At 53.5% G+C, this 17,590-nt stretch carries 9 protein-coding genes; 1 reads left to right on the forward strand and 8 read right to left on the reverse strand.

The window, feature by feature from the left end; genetic code table 11:
• Positions 1-6 precede the first annotated feature (6 nt).
• The 5 genes from NSU14_RS13870 to NSU14_RS13890 form a co-directional block, all read right to left on the reverse strand.
• On the reverse strand, positions 7-1,404 hold the full coding sequence (locus NSU14_RS13870) for an FAD-dependent oxidoreductase (RefSeq protein ID WP_340945536.1): 1,398 nt from the start codon (positions 1,402-1,404) through the stop codon (positions 7-9).
• The gene (locus tag NSU14_RS13875) at positions 1,401-3,470 is read right to left on the reverse strand and encodes an MGH1-like glycoside hydrolase domain-containing protein (RefSeq protein WP_340945538.1); all 2,070 of its coding nucleotides are present in this window, start codon (positions 3,468-3,470) and stop codon (positions 1,401-1,403) included. Before NSU14_RS13875 ends, NSU14_RS13870 begins: the two co-directional genes overlap by 4 nt.
• A 30-nt stretch (positions 3,471-3,500) precedes the next feature.
• Positions 3,501-4,355, reverse strand: coding sequence for a carbohydrate ABC transporter permease (locus tag NSU14_RS13880; RefSeq protein ID WP_039292182.1), 855 nt, complete (start codon positions 4,353-4,355; stop codon positions 3,501-3,503).
• Positions 4,349-5,320, reverse strand: a complete 972-nt coding sequence (locus NSU14_RS13885; protein WP_171719614.1) for an ABC transporter permease — start codon at positions 5,318-5,320, stop codon at positions 4,349-4,351. Before NSU14_RS13885 ends, NSU14_RS13880 begins: the two co-directional genes overlap by 7 nt.
• Positions 5,321-5,406: 86 nt before the next feature.
• The gene (locus NSU14_RS13890) at positions 5,407-7,005 is read right to left on the reverse strand and encodes an extracellular solute-binding protein (protein WP_340945548.1); all 1,599 of its coding nucleotides are present in this window, start codon (positions 7,003-7,005) and stop codon (positions 5,407-5,409) included.
• 261 nt (positions 7,006-7,266) lie between these two features.
• Here NSU14_RS13890 and NSU14_RS13895 point away from each other — a divergent pair, with 261 nt between their 5' ends.
• Positions 7,267-9,576: a helix-turn-helix domain-containing protein gene (locus NSU14_RS13895; protein WP_340945551.1), complete on the forward strand. Its 2,310-nt coding sequence runs from the start codon at positions 7,267-7,269 to the stop codon at positions 9,574-9,576.
• Between the two features lie 400 nt (positions 9,577-9,976).
• Here NSU14_RS13895 and NSU14_RS13900 read toward each other — a convergent pair whose 3' ends face one another.
• The 3 genes from NSU14_RS13900 to NSU14_RS13910 form a co-directional block, all read right to left on the reverse strand.
• Complete coding sequence (locus NSU14_RS13900) at positions 9,977-12,769, reverse strand: polysaccharide lyase family 8 super-sandwich domain-containing protein (RefSeq protein WP_340945554.1); 2,793 nt, start codon at positions 12,767-12,769, stop codon at positions 9,977-9,979.
• Positions 12,770-13,103: 334 nt separating this feature from the next.
• Positions 13,104-15,362, reverse strand: a complete 2,259-nt coding sequence (locus tag NSU14_RS13905) for a polysaccharide lyase 8 family protein (RefSeq protein WP_340945557.1) — start codon at positions 15,360-15,362, stop codon at positions 13,104-13,106.
• A gap of 33 nt (positions 15,363-15,395) precedes the next feature.
• Positions 15,396-17,555, reverse strand: coding sequence for a GH92 family glycosyl hydrolase (locus NSU14_RS13910; RefSeq protein ID WP_340948941.1), 2,160 nt, complete (start codon positions 17,553-17,555; stop codon positions 15,396-15,398).
• Positions 17,556-17,590: the final 35 nt, after the last annotated feature.

Genomic DNA, 17,590 nt, shown 5'->3' on the forward strand with positions numbered 1-17,590 from the left:
GAATGGTCAGTCATGACTTGACTTGAAGTTCGGTTCCAATGATCCAGGCTGTTCCTGCTGCGGACTGGCCGGAAGCGGGATCCGCTCCACTTCACCTTCTGTGAATTGCCCCCGCAGCTGTAGCACATAACGGATATGTGCAGGCATCACCTCCCTTACATCCGCCTTCCCCTGAATCACGGCCAGCGAGGCAGCAACCCCCGCCGCTTCACCGATGGCGCTGACCGACGCCATGATCCGGTAAGAGCTGTGCGCCTCATGGGTTCCGCTGATGCAGCGGGAGGCGAGCAGGAGATTGGAGCAGCCCACGGGGATCAGTGAACGATAAGGAATATGATAATATCCGTCCCCGGGAATGCGCTCCAGCCGGGTCGCTCCTCCATCCGGGCTGTGAATGTCCAGTGAGTAGGCGCAAGCTGCAATCATATCCCCGAAATGCCGGTTGTTCAGGCAATCTTCGGCTGTCAGGACATACTCACCAGTGATCCGCCGGCCTTCCCTGACACCGAGACGCGGTGCAATATAATCCAGCTTGGCCTGCCGGAATGCCGGATGCCCGCAGATGGCCCCGAACAATTCATTGGCTTGCCGGGTACCCTCCTCCATACCCCGGCTTACTGATTCGGGACGGGTTGGGTCCACTCCCAGCACAGAGGTGGAGTTGAAGAGCAGCGACTTGCCGTCCGGATAAGGAAAGCAGGTGATGCTCTGCCTTGGATTAGCGGTCTCCCCCTTGTCCTTAAGCTCCTGATAATACGGCAGCAGCTCAAGCCGCAGGGAATGGATCGCCGGCCAGGTCTGGATATCCGGATTCTTCAGCTTCATGGGATCGAAGCCGCTCACACGAAAGGTGGCGGTGGCTGATTGCAGCTTGCCGTCACCTTCACGGCCGATTTCGTACTGCATCCCTGCCATTGCGGACAGATTACCGTCCGCCGTGGCATCCAGAAATACCTCTGCGGCAACCGTTCCAGCCTGATTGCCCTGAAGGTGAAGTCGCTGAATCCGACCCTTCTCCACATCAACCTCATTCACCGAGCACCCGGTCCACACGGTTAGCGTTGGCTCAGCTTCCAGGAGCTGCTGATAGGTGGACTTCAGAAACTGCTCATCATAGGTCGGCACCCGCTGTTCGTTGTAATGGGTATACGCCGCCGGGAACAGCTCGCGGTGAATGCCGCTTGTAACCGGTCGTCCCATACTGTCGCGGAAATTGCAGATCAGCGAGACGCTGGAGAAGACGCCGGTGCCGCCGACTTCAGGCCCCGCCTCAATCAGCAGCACCCGCCGGAACAACCTCGCAGCAGCCAGGGCTGCGCTGATCCCGCCGACTCCTGCTCCTACCACCACAAGCTCGAAATTCCAGTTTCCCTTCATAGCGTCCGCTCCCTTCTCTCTCTTCAATTCCTCCGGCTCCCGGTGGACTGAACAACCTCACGGAGGCTGGGGACACCGCTGTAGATTACCTTGTCATCGCAGATGATCTCGCACCATTCCGGGCTCATCCGCACATCAATGATATGCCCCCGGAAAACGAAACCGGAAAGAGAGACCCTTCCTTCAGCGGGCGGGCGGGGATGAATCCATAAGCTGCCGTCCAGGCGGGGATCGAGACCGGCCAGGCCAAACAGTATTGCTTCCGCGCCAGCCAAGCCTGCGACCACATTCGCCCGCTTATGCACGGGTACAGCCGGGCGGTCACAGTAATGCTCCTGCGGATAATACGGCAGATGCTGCCCCATCCAGAAGTGGCGCTTCAGTGTATCCCACGCCAGCTCATCGCGTCCGGATTCCCACAATGTCAGCGCCAGCATCGGCCCATCCCCGGTATAAGCCCCGCCTCCCGACCAGTCCGGATCATTCTGCTCATAATGCAGCTCATCTTCGGCCGAGATACTGCTCACGCCGTATTTGCCGAGAAATGCCCCATCCCTAACCTGTGCGAACATTCCCTGCTTCATCTCCTCGGTGCAGGCACCGAAGCGCAGCGCGTCATAATATTGAATCGAATAGATCCATTCCGCATGGCCTTCGGGATAAATGGCCTTGAACCAGGCTTTGTCCTCATCCCACAGATGAGTGCGGATCGACTGGCGGATACGCTCCGCCTTGTCCCGCCATTCCTGTGCGGGCTGATCCGCCGCCAGATCCAGATGCTGCGCCAGATCGGCCAAGCGGTCATAACTCCAGGCCCGCTCGGCATTCGGACTGGCTACAATATGTTCATAGCCTGCACCCCGCATTTCCAGCAGGTTCGGCTGAAGGCCGTAGTCCAGCAGCTCATTCCATTCCGGCAACCGGCTATCGTCATATAAGGCCAGCGTCCGCATGGTCGGGAACAGTTCTGCCCCTTCTCCGTGCAGTACAAAGATAGACCAGGCAAAGTTCAGGAAGGACCATAAGCTATACGAATAGGGCACATGGGCCCCTTGTCCGCTGGGAGCAAACCGGGAGTGCCGTTCAATGCCGCTGGCTGCCATTAGTCCCGCGAGCTCTGCCGCTTTGTCCTTCCCCAGCATCAGCGCCAGCGTTCTTGCACCGTATCCCCCCGCATCCCATGGATAACAGCAGATCCCTGCACCTTCCAGGCCGGAGACGGCGGGAAATGGCTGAATGGCGAATTCCGGGTTCTCCCACAGACAGACCATCCCGCTGATCAATGAGCGGCGGTAATAGTCTTCCAGTCCCGGAATATCCGATTGCAGCACCGGCAATTCACGGCAGGCTTCCTCAAGCCGGCGTTCCCAGACTACGGTTGTCCGCCCCCCCAGCTCTTTCAGGGTCTGCCCTTCTTCCCAACGGAACTCTTGTCCGGCAGGAGTCAGAACCGCAGCCATCCGGAACACGGCCTCCTCCCCTTCTCCAAGGCTCAGCTCCTGATCCCCTTCCCGAAGCAGGGTAATACGGACCTGTTCGTTCTCCCAGATTCCTTCCTCAATCTGCAGCGCAGGACCGGCAGAGGTCAGCGGTGCTCCATAGTCCCAATCGTCCAGCGGAACCATGGCCGGGCTTCCCGGCACCAGCTCCGGTAGAACAGCAACCGTTACCGTTCTAAGACTGCGGTTCTTGATCCGCTGAGTCAGGAGGAAGCCATGTGTATCCGCCAGAGGCGTCAATTCACTGGACACCGCAAGTGATAAGAGGCCTCCCTCCATCAGATGATGATAGGTCCCTTGTCTTTTGATCTGATCGGGCTGCCATACGCCCTTCGCATACAGTACGCCACAGTCCCCTTTGCCTAAGTCTCCGTTATCCCGGACAGGATGTCCGTCCGCTGTTATATGAAGTTTAACGGCCAGATCCTTGGCGGCATAAGGAGGCGAATAGCAGCCTTGAACGCCGCAGACCGTTCGCGCGGACGGCGCCGCAGTACTATAACCGCTGCTCACCCAGAGATGTTCAGCAGGTGCCAGACTTTTCCGTAAATCAAACGCAAATGAACCGAGTGTATAGTTTGTAGTCACCTTCATGTGTTCCCTCCGGAAATGGAATTCTGTACTTCAGCCCTTCACCGAGCCCAGCAGAACCCCTTTGATAAAATGCTTTTGCAAAAACGGATAAACGCAGAGGATTGGCAGCACAGTGATGATGATCGCCGCGGCCTTCAGACCCTCTGGCTGGATGTACTGGGAGGAGTCACCGCCTGCAAGCAGGGAATCAATCGGCGTCTGCAGCATCTGGTACAGCTTGACTGTTACAGGCAGCAGCTGCGATTTGCTGATGAAATACAAGGCATTGGAATACGTGTTCCACAGAGCAACCGCATAGAACAGCGAAATCGCAGCCAAGATAGGCTTGGATAAAGGCAGCGTCAGCTTGAAGAACACCGTCAGATCCGTTGCACCGTCAATCGTCGCTGATTCTTCCAGCTCGGCCGGCAGGCCTTCAAAAAATGATTTCATCACAAACAGATTGTAAGCACTTACCAGCCCGGGCAGCCAGATCGCCCAGAAGGTATTGATCAGGTGCAGCTGCTTAACCAGCAGGAACAGCGGGATCAGCCCGGTACCGAACAGCATGCTGAACATCACCATAAACGTAAAGATCTGCCGTCCTTTCAATCTCCGCTTCGAAAGCGTGTATGCGGCCAGCGTAGTTGCAATCATCTGGAGTACAGTACCTACGGCTGTGATGATCACTGTATTCTTGAGAGCGATGAGCAGCTGCCCGTCGATGAACAGCTGTTTATAGGCCTGAACGGTAATTTCTACCGGCCACAATACCACTTCGCCCGAGATGATCGCCCGGCTGCTGCTCAGCGACATCGCCAGAATATTCAGAATCGGAAATACCGTTATGAACGCACACAGGGCCAGAAACAAATACAGCGGCATACTTTTCAGTCGGTTTACCATAATCCGCCTTCTCCCAGCTTTTTCACAATTTTGTTGACCGTCAGCACCAGAATCAGCCCGATCAGCGCCTGAAATAATCCCACAGCCGTTGCCAGACTGTATTGCGCGTTCTGCAGCCCTGTGCGGTACACGAATGTGCTGATGACATCGGATACACTGAAGACAGCGGCATTCTGCAGATTAAAGATATGCTCGAAGCCCACATCCATCATCTTCCCCATTTGCAGAACCAGCAGGACACCAATGGTCCCGCGGATACCCGGCAGCGTAATATGCCAGATCTGGCGCAGCTTGGTGGCTCCGTCGATTTTGGCCGCTTCGTATAAGCCGGGGTCAATAGATGAGATGGCGGCCATATAGATAATCGTACCCCAGCCCGCGCTTTGCCAGATGGTGGAGACAATGAACACCACAGGCCACCATAAGGTGCTGGTCATGAAGTAAACCGGATCAATCCCGAACAGGCGCAGGGCCGCGTTCACTACTCCGGTGGAAGGTGACAGCAAGGAGACAATGATCCCCGCCAGAACTACCCATGAGATGAAAAAAGGCAAATACAGCATGTTCTGCACGGCCCGTTTGAACCAGTTCACCCGCAGCTCATTCAGCAGCAGGGCCAGCAGGATCGGAGCCGGGAAGGCAAAAACAAGATTGTATAAATTCAGCAGCAGGGTGTTGCGCAGCACATTCCAGAAGTCTGAGCTTCCAAACAAGGTATGAAAATGCTTAAGCCCCACCCAGGGGCTGCCCCAAACTCCGTCCAGCAGGCGGAAATCCTTGAAGGCGATCAGCTCGCCGTACAGGGTGACAAATTTGAACAGGAAGAAATAGGACATGGCCGGAATAAGGAACAAGTACAGATAACGGTCCCGGTAGAGATAAAATAGCAGGCCCCGCCCCGGCTTGTTCAGGCCTTTGGAGCGTATGGCCGCCGGACCGGAGGGCTGGTGCAATGTTTTTGGCATATAGCTCTTTCTCACTCCTCTATAAATTTCGGGAGCCTGGAATAGCGTTCATTCCGCAGCTCCCTTATATCCAAGAATCGTATGGGTTACTTCAGCTTGTCTTTGTTCGCGTCGTACCAGGCCTGAACCTTGGCGGTTACACTGTCTCCGTCCAGGCTGTTCCAGGCTTGGCGCAGCTCTTCGACCGCTTCATCCGGTGTCTGATTGCTCATCGCCATACGGGTGTTAATTTCCTTCCATTTGGTTTCAAACTGGCCGGCGATGGAGGCGTATTCCGCAACTGGCGGGATATATGGCAGATCCTTGCGGAAGGTATAGGTCTCACTGTTCTTAATAATCGTACTTTTGAGGGCAGCCATATCCTGATCATCCTTGCTGTCCCCTGCCCGGGTGACCAAATAATCCGGTGTCTGCTGCTCCTGCTGAACCAGCCGGTATTCCGAAGCATAGCCGACCTCCGTCTTCCATTTGTCAAAATCGGTTGTGACCGGAATGCTGTCCTTCAGCTGATAATGTACGCCTTCAGTTCCATAGGTCAGCGGCTCCCAGCCTGAATCCAGCATCCAGTCGATAAATTCCATCGCTGCCTGCGGATTTTTCATGTTTTTGTTAAAAGCGGTCAGCAGATGGTTAGGGACTTCGACCTCATAGCCATTCGTTCCGTATTTCGTGGACAGAGGCGGAACTGCGGCCAGTGTGGCCTCCGGATTATTTTTCCGCAGCTCGGTAATGGTATTGTCCATGTTCAGGTTACTGAAATAGATGCCGGAGCGACCCGTGGTCCACAGCTGCTTCTGCCGCGAAAATTCCTTATCTGTCGCAAATTCCTTGTCAACGAGACTCTCATGGTAAGCAAGCTGGCGGAAAGCAAGCGCATCTTTATACCGTTCGGTGAAGAAGCTCTGGGTGAGCTTTCCGTCCTCCACGAACCAGGCCGCACTGCGCGCCATATACCAGTCGTCGGTAATCGCCGTGTAGGCCGTTGACATCGCCATTGGAATGGTATCGGCCGCACCGTTGCCGTCAGGGTCTTTGTCCCGGAAGGCTTTGGCGACCTCCACCAGCTCATCCACCGAAGTCGGCATAGCCAGCCCGAGTTTATCCAGCCAGTCCTGCCGGATGAAGATAGCGGTATTGGCACGGGCAGGCCGCATGCTTGCGATGGCATAGATTTTACCGTCATCCAGGGTCAGGTACGGCTTCAGCTCGGGATGCTCCTGCAGATATTTTTTGTAGCTGGTGCTGTACTTGTCGATATACTCATCCAGCGGCTGAATGGCTCCTTCATCGGCCCAGCGGACAATAAAGTCGCGGTTGAAGGTAGTCATCATATCCGGCGCCTGATCGGAAGCAATCAGCACATTGAATTTATCCGCCTCCTGATTGCGCGGAATCGGCACCCAATTCACCTTCACTCCGGAATTCTCATTGATATACTTTGTCCAGCGGTTCTCTTCATAAGAGCCTTCTCCCGTTGCCACCTGCCCCCTGTCATAAATGGAACCGGATATTTCCTTGGGCAGCGAAGCATAGGGATCTGCGCTTGGCGCCTGTGAGGCAGCGGCCGGGGATGGCCCTGCGGACGTGCCGGCGTTTCCGTTACTGTTGCCGCATGCGGACAAAGCCGCCGTTCCTAGCAGCAGCACCGCGAGAAGCGCGGGGGTGAGCTTTCTGTTTCTGTACATTCTTTTGACCTCCAATGGACTTGTGATGTTGGGCAGATCATGTCTTGCTAAGACGGTGAAGCCTGGCGCCTGGCCTCCACCTAACTATAGCGGGCTATCCGGCAGACTGAATAGTTGCAGAACCTACAATGAACTCTCATCTCCCGCTATCCGGCGGATATTTGTAGATAACGCTACATCATAATGGAAAGTGACACCCGCTTACCGCTGCATTATGTCATATAATGAAGTGAACATCCGCCGGTTAAGGAGCGATAGCAAGTGAAGAGAAGAATTTCTGCCAAAGTACAGCTCATGTATACCGCATTATTTATCCTGATTATCCTGATGACAGTGGCGATCAGCTATATCAGCTCTATCCGCCAGTTAGAAAGGCAGGTGATTGGTTCGAATCAGAATGTGCTGAGCCAGATCAGCAAACGGGTTGACAGCACACTTCAGGAAATCGATTTGACCACCATCAATCTGCTGCGGAGTAATGATACCCGGTCTTTTTTTGAGGACTCCGGTCCGGATTCTGCACAGCATTTACTGGGCCTCTCTATGCTCCAGGATCAGCTGGGCAACAATCTCGCAGCCAATTTTAATATGAAGGCGATCTATCTGTATTCGGAGAAAAGCGGCAAGCTCCTCTCTGCTTCCGACTATTACCCGCTGGAATCAGCGCCTTCCATGGGCTGGATCAAGTCCTTCACCGGCAGCGGCAAGACCGGCAAATGGAATGCCTCTCCTCCGGCAGCAGAGAGCAGCGATTTCCTGCTTGTCCGCAATTACCCTTTTACCGCCGGACCCAAAGACAGAAGCGGTGTAATGGTCACGCGAATTAATGAAAAGAGTATCTCGAAGATGTTCGGCGATCTGCAATTCAGCGACAGCTACAATGTATTTCTGGTCGACCGGAACGGGAATGTGCTGTCCCATAAGGACCCCAAGCTGATTCATCAGAGCATTCTGGACAACAGCTACGCTTCCCGGGTACTTGCACGCGAAGGGCGGGGGTACGTGGTAGAGAAAACAGCCACCGGGAAAAATCTCGTATTCTACGATAACTCTGCTTATACCGGCTGGAAGCTGATTTACATCGTATCCCAGCAGCAGCTCAGTACGCTTTCGCTTACAGTGCGCTATATTCTGATCGCCATGGCCGTGCTGATGGTTGTCATCGCGGTTTCCGCAAGCCGCTTCGTCAATCACCGCTGGTTTGCTCCCATGGAGTTTTTCATTGCAAGGCTGGAGGAGATTACTGTGCGCACTCCCTCTGGTTTCCAGAGCTTACCTTCTTCACAGGCACTCTCCTATAATGATCTGCATAACAGAATAGAGCAGGTATTCACCGGTTATTCCAATGCAGAAAAGAAGCTCCACGAGAGCATTCCGGCGCTGAAGCTGCAGATTATGTTCGATATTCTGACCGGCAACCGGACGAAATTCGCCTCCGCTGAGCCTATGCTTAATCATGTGGGCATTGAATTGTATCCGCAGCATTATATCGTCCTCACCATTGAATTCGATAATAAGGCTATGCTGGAGAAGGTTGGAGACATGAATCTGTACCTGTACGCGCTGTGTAATGTAGCTGAAGAGATGATCCGCTCCCGGCAGGACAAGGTCAAAGGGGCTGCGATTCAGATGAACGATGATCAGGCGGTAATGATTCTGAGCTTCAGGGATGCAGGTCGTGCGGAGAATACAATGGAAGCCAGATCATTCGGAGAGGATTTCATGGCCTATGTTGAGGTGCAGTTCAGACGGACGATTTCCGTCAGCATGGGTGAGTATTATGATCATTTTCAAGATATCCGCAAGTCTTATCTGGAGTCGGCAGGGCTGATTTCCTGTAAAATCCTCATGGGACATAATGCGCTCATCACCTCAAACGATGTTGGTGCATGGGACAGCGGCAGGCTGCTTGAGGTCTTTGAGTCCGTTGATGCTGTGCAGGAAACGGTCAAGCAGGTGAACGCGGAGAAAACCGGAATCGTGCTGGAGGAGCTGTTCAAACGGGCGGCGCGATGCAATCTGTCCAAAGAGATGATGGTCCAGCTCTGCCTGCAGGTCATTCTAAAAGCGCTGCGGACCGCAGCTGACTCCAGCCTGAATGAACAATTTCAGACAGAGCATGAAGCGGTGTTCATACGCCTTCAGCAATGTGAGACATTGTACGAGATGCGGATGGTTCTAAGCTCGCTGATGACCGAACTGATTCAGTCTCTGCAGGAGAAACGTAGCAGTAAGAAAAAAAGCGGCGAATTGATTGAAAGCGTTCTCTCTTATATCACAGAGCACTATGCCCAGAGCGACATTTCCGTTAATTATTTGGCTGACCGGTTCAGCATCAGCCCCAATTATTTAAGCAAGCTGTTCAAGGAATATACCTTCAGCAATTTTGTCGACTATCTGATTGAAGTACGCATGAAGGCCGCCCACCGGCTGCTGCTGGAAACCCCCATGAAGCTGAATGATATTGCCGAGCAGGTCGGCTACACCAACTTCTCCAGCTTTCTGCGCAATTTCAAGAAATACTATGGCATGACGCCGACGGAATACCGGCAGCTGCATTTGAATTCCTGATTGAAACCTCTCTGAAAACACAGAAAGCCGCCGGATGGGCGGCTTTCTGTGCGTATATGTTCTTGTCCGACAATGCTGTTATCTATACACGGCTCAAAGCCGCTCCAGAAAAGGAACAGCCAGCCCTGCAATCCGCTGAAAGCCAGCCGCGTTCGGGTGAAGACCGTCGAGGGTGAAATAATCCAGGGTTAACCGGGTAATCAATCAATGTGGCGTAGCCACCGCGAAAGGTATGAATGTCCCGCCTTCAATGCTCCCAGCGGCTGATAGCCACCCGCCGCGCTGATGCTGTCTCCAAGCGTGGCCCAGCTTTTACCTGCCCATCTGGCGGATTGCTTCAAATAAATTCTCCTTTCCCGTTAGTGTCTCTTGATGCAACCTTTATTCACTTAGCTGCCAGTTACGGGTTACGCACAAATCTGACCGCATCGGCAGCAACATATCCGCTGGTTCCGTTATTGCGGATCGTCACACTGCCGGAGGTGCCGGCAGTGAAGGTGTACGTTCCGATTAAGTTCCATACCCCGCCGTTTGAGGTCTGGTCTATGGTAAGTGTTGCCGTCCCGCCGGCATGAACGACTTCAATTGGGATCGCAGTGGAGCGGTTAAAATGCTCCGGCCACATCATATAGACGCTATAAGTGGCGGTGACGGGCAACTCGGGTGTATACGTAATACTTTTGCTGCCTTTGCCGCTGTTGTCATCATGTACATAGTTGATTCCGTACCGGTCTGTCTGTACCGCAGAGGTCTTCCAGCTTCCCGTCTTTAGCACACCTGTGGTGTCATTATTGTCCACAATAACCTCTTCTCCAGGGAGGGTTGGCGGCGTACTGCTGCCCGGTTCAAAGGAGGCCTTGAACGTCTTGCCTTTGGCTGCGTTGACATTGACTGTTAATTTGATGGTCGGGCTGAGCTGCGTCACTGTAATTCCGGGGTCCGCAGTATATCCGCTTGCCGAACGGTCCAGTTCAACCTCAATAACACCGGTATTTAACTGTGTCGGATCGCTGACCGATAGTTCCAAAGTGCCATCTTCGGCTTCTCTGGTCATCACTGATGCTTTCTTGTTCACTGAGATCAGATCGACGGAGCTGGCCCCATCTTCCCAGAAATTCGCCCCAATGATGCCCAGCTTCGTTTCTTTTACCGCTTGAACAGAGGAGGAGTTTGACAGCACTTCAATATCAGGCGCTGCGGCATAAGCAGCCACTTGAGCAGCGGTCTTGCCCGGCAGCAGGACATATTGATATTCCCCGCCACCCGGATTCACGCCATGATTCAGCCATAAGGTCATATAATTGCGGGTTATCGGTGTGGACGGGGTTACCGGACGTGGGTTGATCTGCTTCCAGTTCCCTGTTCTGGCCTCTCTCTTGGCGGTAAGCGATACATTCTGGGGAAAATAATATCCGGTATCGGCACCAGCTGTGCTACCGGACAGGTGAGCCCAGGCTACCTGGTCTAGGGTTTCCGACCACCCTAAAGCTGAAGGCTGTACTTCGCCATTCACAGTGAGTGTATTACTGCCCGCCGTGTTCAGCTTCCGGTTCTCCACGATGGTTTCAACGGCAATATTGTCCGTGCTGGTGATGCCTGCACCCAGGGAGACGATTTCGCCGTCAAACATGAACCAGGATTTCCGGGCGCCAAGCGTATGATCCGCATACTGCAAATCCATACCTGAGCTGCCGTATAAGTTCTGAATGTCGGTGCCGCCAGTCCACGTATTTGCACTGGTATGGCTGCTTGACGGGGTCTGGGACAACACGGTTGTTCCCGGCAGGCGGTAATTATCGACGGTTGGCCAGAAATCATTGCTGTATTGTCCGAGATCGCTGTTATACAAGCTGGTCATCCCGGCTGAGGTGTACCAGGCTTTGGCGTTCTCGCTGTTGATCGCTTCAAAGCTGCTGATGCGCTTCGAATACATAGCAAGTCCGATGCTATATTCAGGCCGGTGCTGGACTGCCCGGTCCATCGCCGAGAATTGCTTATAGACCTTAAGCTCTTCCGCCGGCTCAATCAACGGGTCCGCGCTTATGCTCTTGGCCAGTACGATGGATGGGATCGGTGCACTGGAATAGAAGGACTTGAAGGTATCCGACATTATCCAGCCCTTAAGCATCTGCTTGAAGTCAGCCGCTTGTGCGGGCGGCGCGATCCCGGACAACAGCAGGATACCTTGCATCGCTGTATGTCCCGCGTCATGATCCTGACTGTAATTTCTGGAGATTTCCCTGCCGCGAACCATATCCATCATGGCGCCTTTGTACATCAGCGGCTGATAGGTGTTGTATACCCAATCCCAGACATTGGACTGGTTAGGATCGGTGACCTGCCATGTTGAACCGTGGAGCATTCCCATCAGATCGCTTACAGCCAGCAGCAGACTGAGTCCATACCCTCCGGTATAGGGGATATTGCCATGCTGAATGAATGAACCATCTCGATAGAAGCCGTCTCCGCTAACCGTGTAATTAAAAATCGAAGATAGCCCGTCACGCGCAGCGGCAATCTTGGCACCATCTTTGACGAGGATTCCCCGAACGCCTACGACGATCGCTTTCCACGAGCGGTTGGCTCCTGTTAAGGTGACGGTTGGCGAGAAACGTTCCACGGCTTTCATATAATTCGTAATTTGAGCCGGACTTAGGGAGTCATACATCAGCACTGCTGTATCGTTCAGCTGCATCGGTATGCCGATCTGCCAATCCCACCAATTGCTGGTTCCGCTGGCGGTCGTCGTTACCGCCTCATGGTATCTGGTTGCATACATATAATCGAGTGCAGCAACGATGTCGGTCTCAAGCTGACTATCCTGGTACAACGCCGAACCAGTGGTGGCATAAGCGAGCGCCATGGTGTATAGACGTTCATAGGTCACCCGGATGTGAATCGAATTCCCGGTGCCGGGATTATCGCTCCACAGATAGGTACGGCTGGGCGAGGTATTCATTGTCTGCCAATAACCATTCGCTTCAGTGGTCAGCCTGGTAATTGCAGCGGCTATATCCGTATCCGCAGTATTCAGGGAGGCTCCTCCGGTCAGCATAACCTTGCGGTGCTCCCTCATTCCGTCGAATTCATCCGCTGCGCGGGCACGCTGCATACCCATTATTCCTTCAAAGCTGCCGACAGTCAGGAGCAGAATTAACATAATCATGCAGCTTTTCATTAGCATTCTTCTCATCCATAATCCTCCTTTTTTCATTCATTGCTTCGTTTGCTTCGTTTTCGTAATCCAAACACTTCTTTTTCCCGACATAATTCTTTCTTTACCGCGCCTGTAATTCCGCCTTACGATGAAGCGCTTACATTTAATAGTATGATATGGAATGACAGCTAAAGAAACTATGTGAATTCGAGAAAAGGTATGAAATTTCGAGCGATCTTGAAAGGTTACCTTTCATTTCCCCATTTAGCCCGCTTCGGGCGGAATAAAGGCGCTGGTGCCCCTGATTTCACCCTCTCATTCTTTAAGAAGAAAGCCGCAACTCTGGCGGCCAATACATTTCATAGATTCGCTAGGTCCCAAGCTCAACGTGAAACGAGGCTCCCCCGGCACCATCCGGGTCAAACCACAGTCTCACCTTGCCGGTTTCACTGTGTTCTACCGTTATCCGGTCTGACTTGTTCTTCACTCGGGTACCAGGGTGATTGAATTCAATCCTGATTTCGATCAGACTGCGCTGCCTTTGTGTCGGATCGGCTATAGCCAGGCTCCAGCCTGCCGGATTCCTTTGCAGCACAATGGAGGCTTGACTGCTGCAAGCAATCCCCCCGCTTGTATACCAGCCTGCCTTCCAGAAATGCGCTGCTGTAATTCCCAGTTCAGAATCTTCAACCGCATGCACCTGAGCATTCAATTCCAGGATTCTCACCCTGGGTTCCTCAGCGAAACAAGCAGTCTCTTGCTCACTGTAGCCAGGTAGAAGCACATATGCATAGGTATCCCCCGCCGGGGCTTCTCCATGACCGAACCACAACGTCTGATAGAACCGTTCCATCTTCTCAGGTGAACCGGCATCGTTGATTTCCTTCCAGCTCCCCTGGCGCTGTTCACGCAAGGCATGTACACGGCATTGTTCAGGAAAAAAGAAGCCCACGTCCGCTCCCCGCTCACCGCCCGCTATATGAATCCATTTGGGGTGAAGGGTCTCTGTCACGGCATCTCCAGGATTCCGGCAGATTCTTCTTCCGTCTGCGGTAATCGCATGGTCTCCCAACGATTTCAATTTCCGGTTATCGATGATCGTCTCCACTTTAGCGGAATTACGGCTCTTAATATCCGAACCTAAGGCAACGATGCGGGTTCCGAGCAAAAACCAGCTTTTGAGCGCTGTCAGTCCATCGGCCTCGTTAACTACATCCTCCAATTCCATGGCAATGGCGCCGTATTGGTTATGAAAAACGGCCCCACCGACAAAATCCCGGTTGCTTAAACGCCCTTGCCCGGCTCCATCCTCCTGACGCTTGTTTGTTACTGTAGTTCCGGGCAGGCGGCAGGGATCAACGGTCGGCCAGTAAGCATCGGCATATTGCCCCAAGTCACTATTATACAGATGACCCATGCCATACGAAGTATACCAGCCCTTTAGATTTTCCCCATTAATAGATTCATAGCTATAGATCCGGCTGGAGAACATACTAATGGAGTAGGCAAAACCCGAACCCTGCAGCACCGCCCGGTCCATATGCGCAAACAGCTTGCAGAAGGACTCTTCTCGGGCAGGCTGCACGAATTCATTGTCCAGCAGAGCTTTGGCTTGAGCCGCAGTATCCGGCGGTGCACCGGCTGTATAGGATTTATACGTGTCAGCCACAATCCACCCTTTCGCTCTGGAGAGCAGACGTACCTGCTCCGCTTCATCCAGTATGCGCGAGAAGCGTAAGCAGGAGGTGATCACCGAATGCCCGCTCTCATGATTCTGCGAATCCGCCCGCGAGATTTCCCTGCCGCTGGTCATATCCAGCAGGGACCCCTTGAACATAAGGGGCACAAAGGAATCTTCAATCCACTTGGCTGTCAAATCGCGGGCTTCACCCGGCAATTCCCAAGGAGTATCATGCAGCCACACCATCAGGCGGACCACATCCTGCAGCAGTGAGACCCCATATCCGCCGGTGTACGCGTATTTATCATGCTGAACAAAGGAGCCATCCTCATAGAAGCCGTCCCCTTCGCTAACATTCTTGAATACCGGAAGCAGCGCACTAAGGGCGGCGGACAGCTTCTGCCCGTCGCCCTGAATAACGGCAGCAAGAGCAACTGCCGTAGACTTCCAGACCAGATTAGCTCCGGTGGACGGCGGAGCCTTAGCCACGAACCACTGTGCATGAAACGCCGGATCGCCGACATATTTGTCTATGGGGAGGAGTAGACGCTCTACAAGTTCTGTATCCGGCAGCTCCTCCATGAGCAGCAGGGTTTCCAGCAGAGCTATCGGCACGCCAATCTCCCAATACCACCAGTTTCCATAGGGATGGCAGCTTTCGTTGTATCTCTGTGCATATAGCCATCCCAATCCATAAATCACCTGTTGCCTTAATGTAGAGTCCAGATAACAAGCAGACCGTGATGACTTCAGAGCAACCGCCATCGCTCTTAAACGGCCAATGATCACAAATACATCCGAAGCGTTCTCAGCATAAGGAACATCAGCCCATAGCAACTCCTGGTGATAGAGCATCGTATCCTGATCATGCCTGACACTTTGCAGAAATTCATGACTCAGCGTATCTCCCGAGATATATTGCAGCCATTTGTTTTTTAAGTTCTGCATGGGAATTCTCTCCTTCAGCCACCGGTTCGCCCTTTATGACTTTGCGCGCTGTTCCCATTCCTTGAGCGGGGAAGGTGGAATCATGCTTCCCCACTCTCCGGCTTCAGAGCCAAGCTCCAGCAGAAGCGTGCCTCCTCCGGCGATTTCTTCATGGCGGACCCAGGCACGGTTCAATTCCTTGCCGTTGATGGAAGCGGACAGGATATACCGGTTGCCGGACCCGCTGCATTCACCCTGAGTCTCGATCGTCAGAGGAACGGGAGTCTCCTTCGCTCCCAGCAGCAAGGTTACCTTATTGAACAACGGTGGGACGAGGAAATAGATGTCCTGACCCATCAAAGGGTACAACCCCATAGCTGAACAGATGAAAAAGGCACTCTGACAGCCCATATCCTCGTTATCACCCAATCCGTCACGTTCAGCCCTGAAGTATGTCTCCAGACATTCCCGGACCCGGTCAGCCGACCGGTCGGGTCTTCCCGCATAAATATATAAATAAGGAATATGCAGCATAGTTTCCTTGGAGTTATAGAATCCGCCGTCAAAGAAATCGTCTAAATGCCTGATAAAAGCTTCTGTCCCCCCATGCCGTTCGACCAGTCCATGAAAGTCATGATGCGTGCTGAACGACCATTGCAGGCTGGTTCCTTCGTAGAAGTAAGGATCATTCCATGAATCCGGCAGGCAGGATAAGGGGTCGAAGGACTCTGCCCATTCCCCGCCCGGAAGCCGGGGCGCGAAGCATTTGAGATCCTCCCGCCATAAATTCCATAGCTTCTCCGAGCTTTGATAATATTCTTCTGCCGCCTCCTCCTCACCAAGAACTTCGGCCAATTGGCCGATACACCAGTCCTGATAGGTATACTCCATATGACGGGATACACAGTTCTTCTTCACATCCGTCGACAAGTACCCCAGGGAATGGTAATCCTTCAGGTGACGGCCATAGAGCCAGGTGTCCGGAGACGGAACCTCATTATTCTTGCGCATTTGCTTCAGGGCTTTAACATAATCTATTCCCTCCAGCTTCTTAAGCGCCGCTTCACAGAACAGCACATCTGCGGAGCTTCCCCCTTGAATCATCGCACTATGTCCCATAATCCAGGCGTCCGGCAGCCAGCCGGTATGATCCGCGATATCCAGCAGACAATTGAGGATATCCGCTTCAAGCTGCGGGTCGAGCAGTGTAATCAACGAGTTGGCATTTCGGACGCTGTCCCACAGTGCATACAGATCAGTGAAGTGCCGGACCCCGGATTCCCAGGCGAAGTTCTCATCGTCTACCCCCAAGTCACTCGGCATACAGAACAGCCGGGTCATCAGAGTATAGAACAGCCGCGTATGCTCCTCACTTCCGCCTTCCACCGTGACTCTGCTCAGTTTATCTTCCCAGATGCCGCCGGCCGCTTGCCGGATTTTATCGAATCCGGCGGACGCTTCCCGGTCCACACTGGCTCTGGCCTTGCCGACACTTACATAAGAAATGCCTGTCTTCGCCACCAGAACTCCGCAGTCACCGAAGCTAAGGGAAGCCTTACAATTCGGGCCATCCACAGACGGGCTGCGCCGTACTCCGCCGGCGTCTGCCAGCAGGCTGCTCTTCATCGGCTGATCGAAGCGAATAAAGAAGTAGACGGAATAAGGGAACTCATGCCCCCAGCCCCCGCGCAGGTCGGAACGGCCTGCAATCTCGTACTCCGATATTACTTCAAGGTAACCGCCCGTGGAGACGCCGGTAGTCTTCCCCGGCTCATCTCCGCCTACCTGAATTACTGCTCCGGCATCAATCAGCAGGTTGGCAGCATCCCCGGCCTTGAAGCTGTAACGGTGGATGCCTGTGCGCGCTGTGCTGGTCAATTCAGCCTGTATGGCAGCGGGCATTAATCGCACGCTGTAATATCCTGCTTCGGCCTGCTCATTCTCCTTAAGGTAAGGATCAATATGGAACCGCTGCATGCCGGTATAAGGGGTGAAGCCCACATTGCCGTAACGGCCTCCGCCTCCCGTTCCGCTGACATGCGTATGGCTGAATCGGATAATCGGCCTCGAACTGTTGTAGCCGTGGGATAGCTGCGGCGGCAGCGTATCCGGGCCAAGCCTTACGATGCTGCCCGGCAGATAAGGCCCGCACAAGCAATTGTTTTCTCCATCCACGCCTATAAACGGATCAACATAATCCACTCTTCTTCTCATCAACGTTGTACCTCCTTCATTGCCGGTAATGCCTT

This window comes from Paenibacillus sp. FSL R10-2771 (assembly GCF_038000205.1).
Classification (GTDB): domain Bacteria; phylum Bacillota; class Bacilli; order Paenibacillales; family Paenibacillaceae; genus Paenibacillus_AQ; species Paenibacillus_AQ phytohabitans.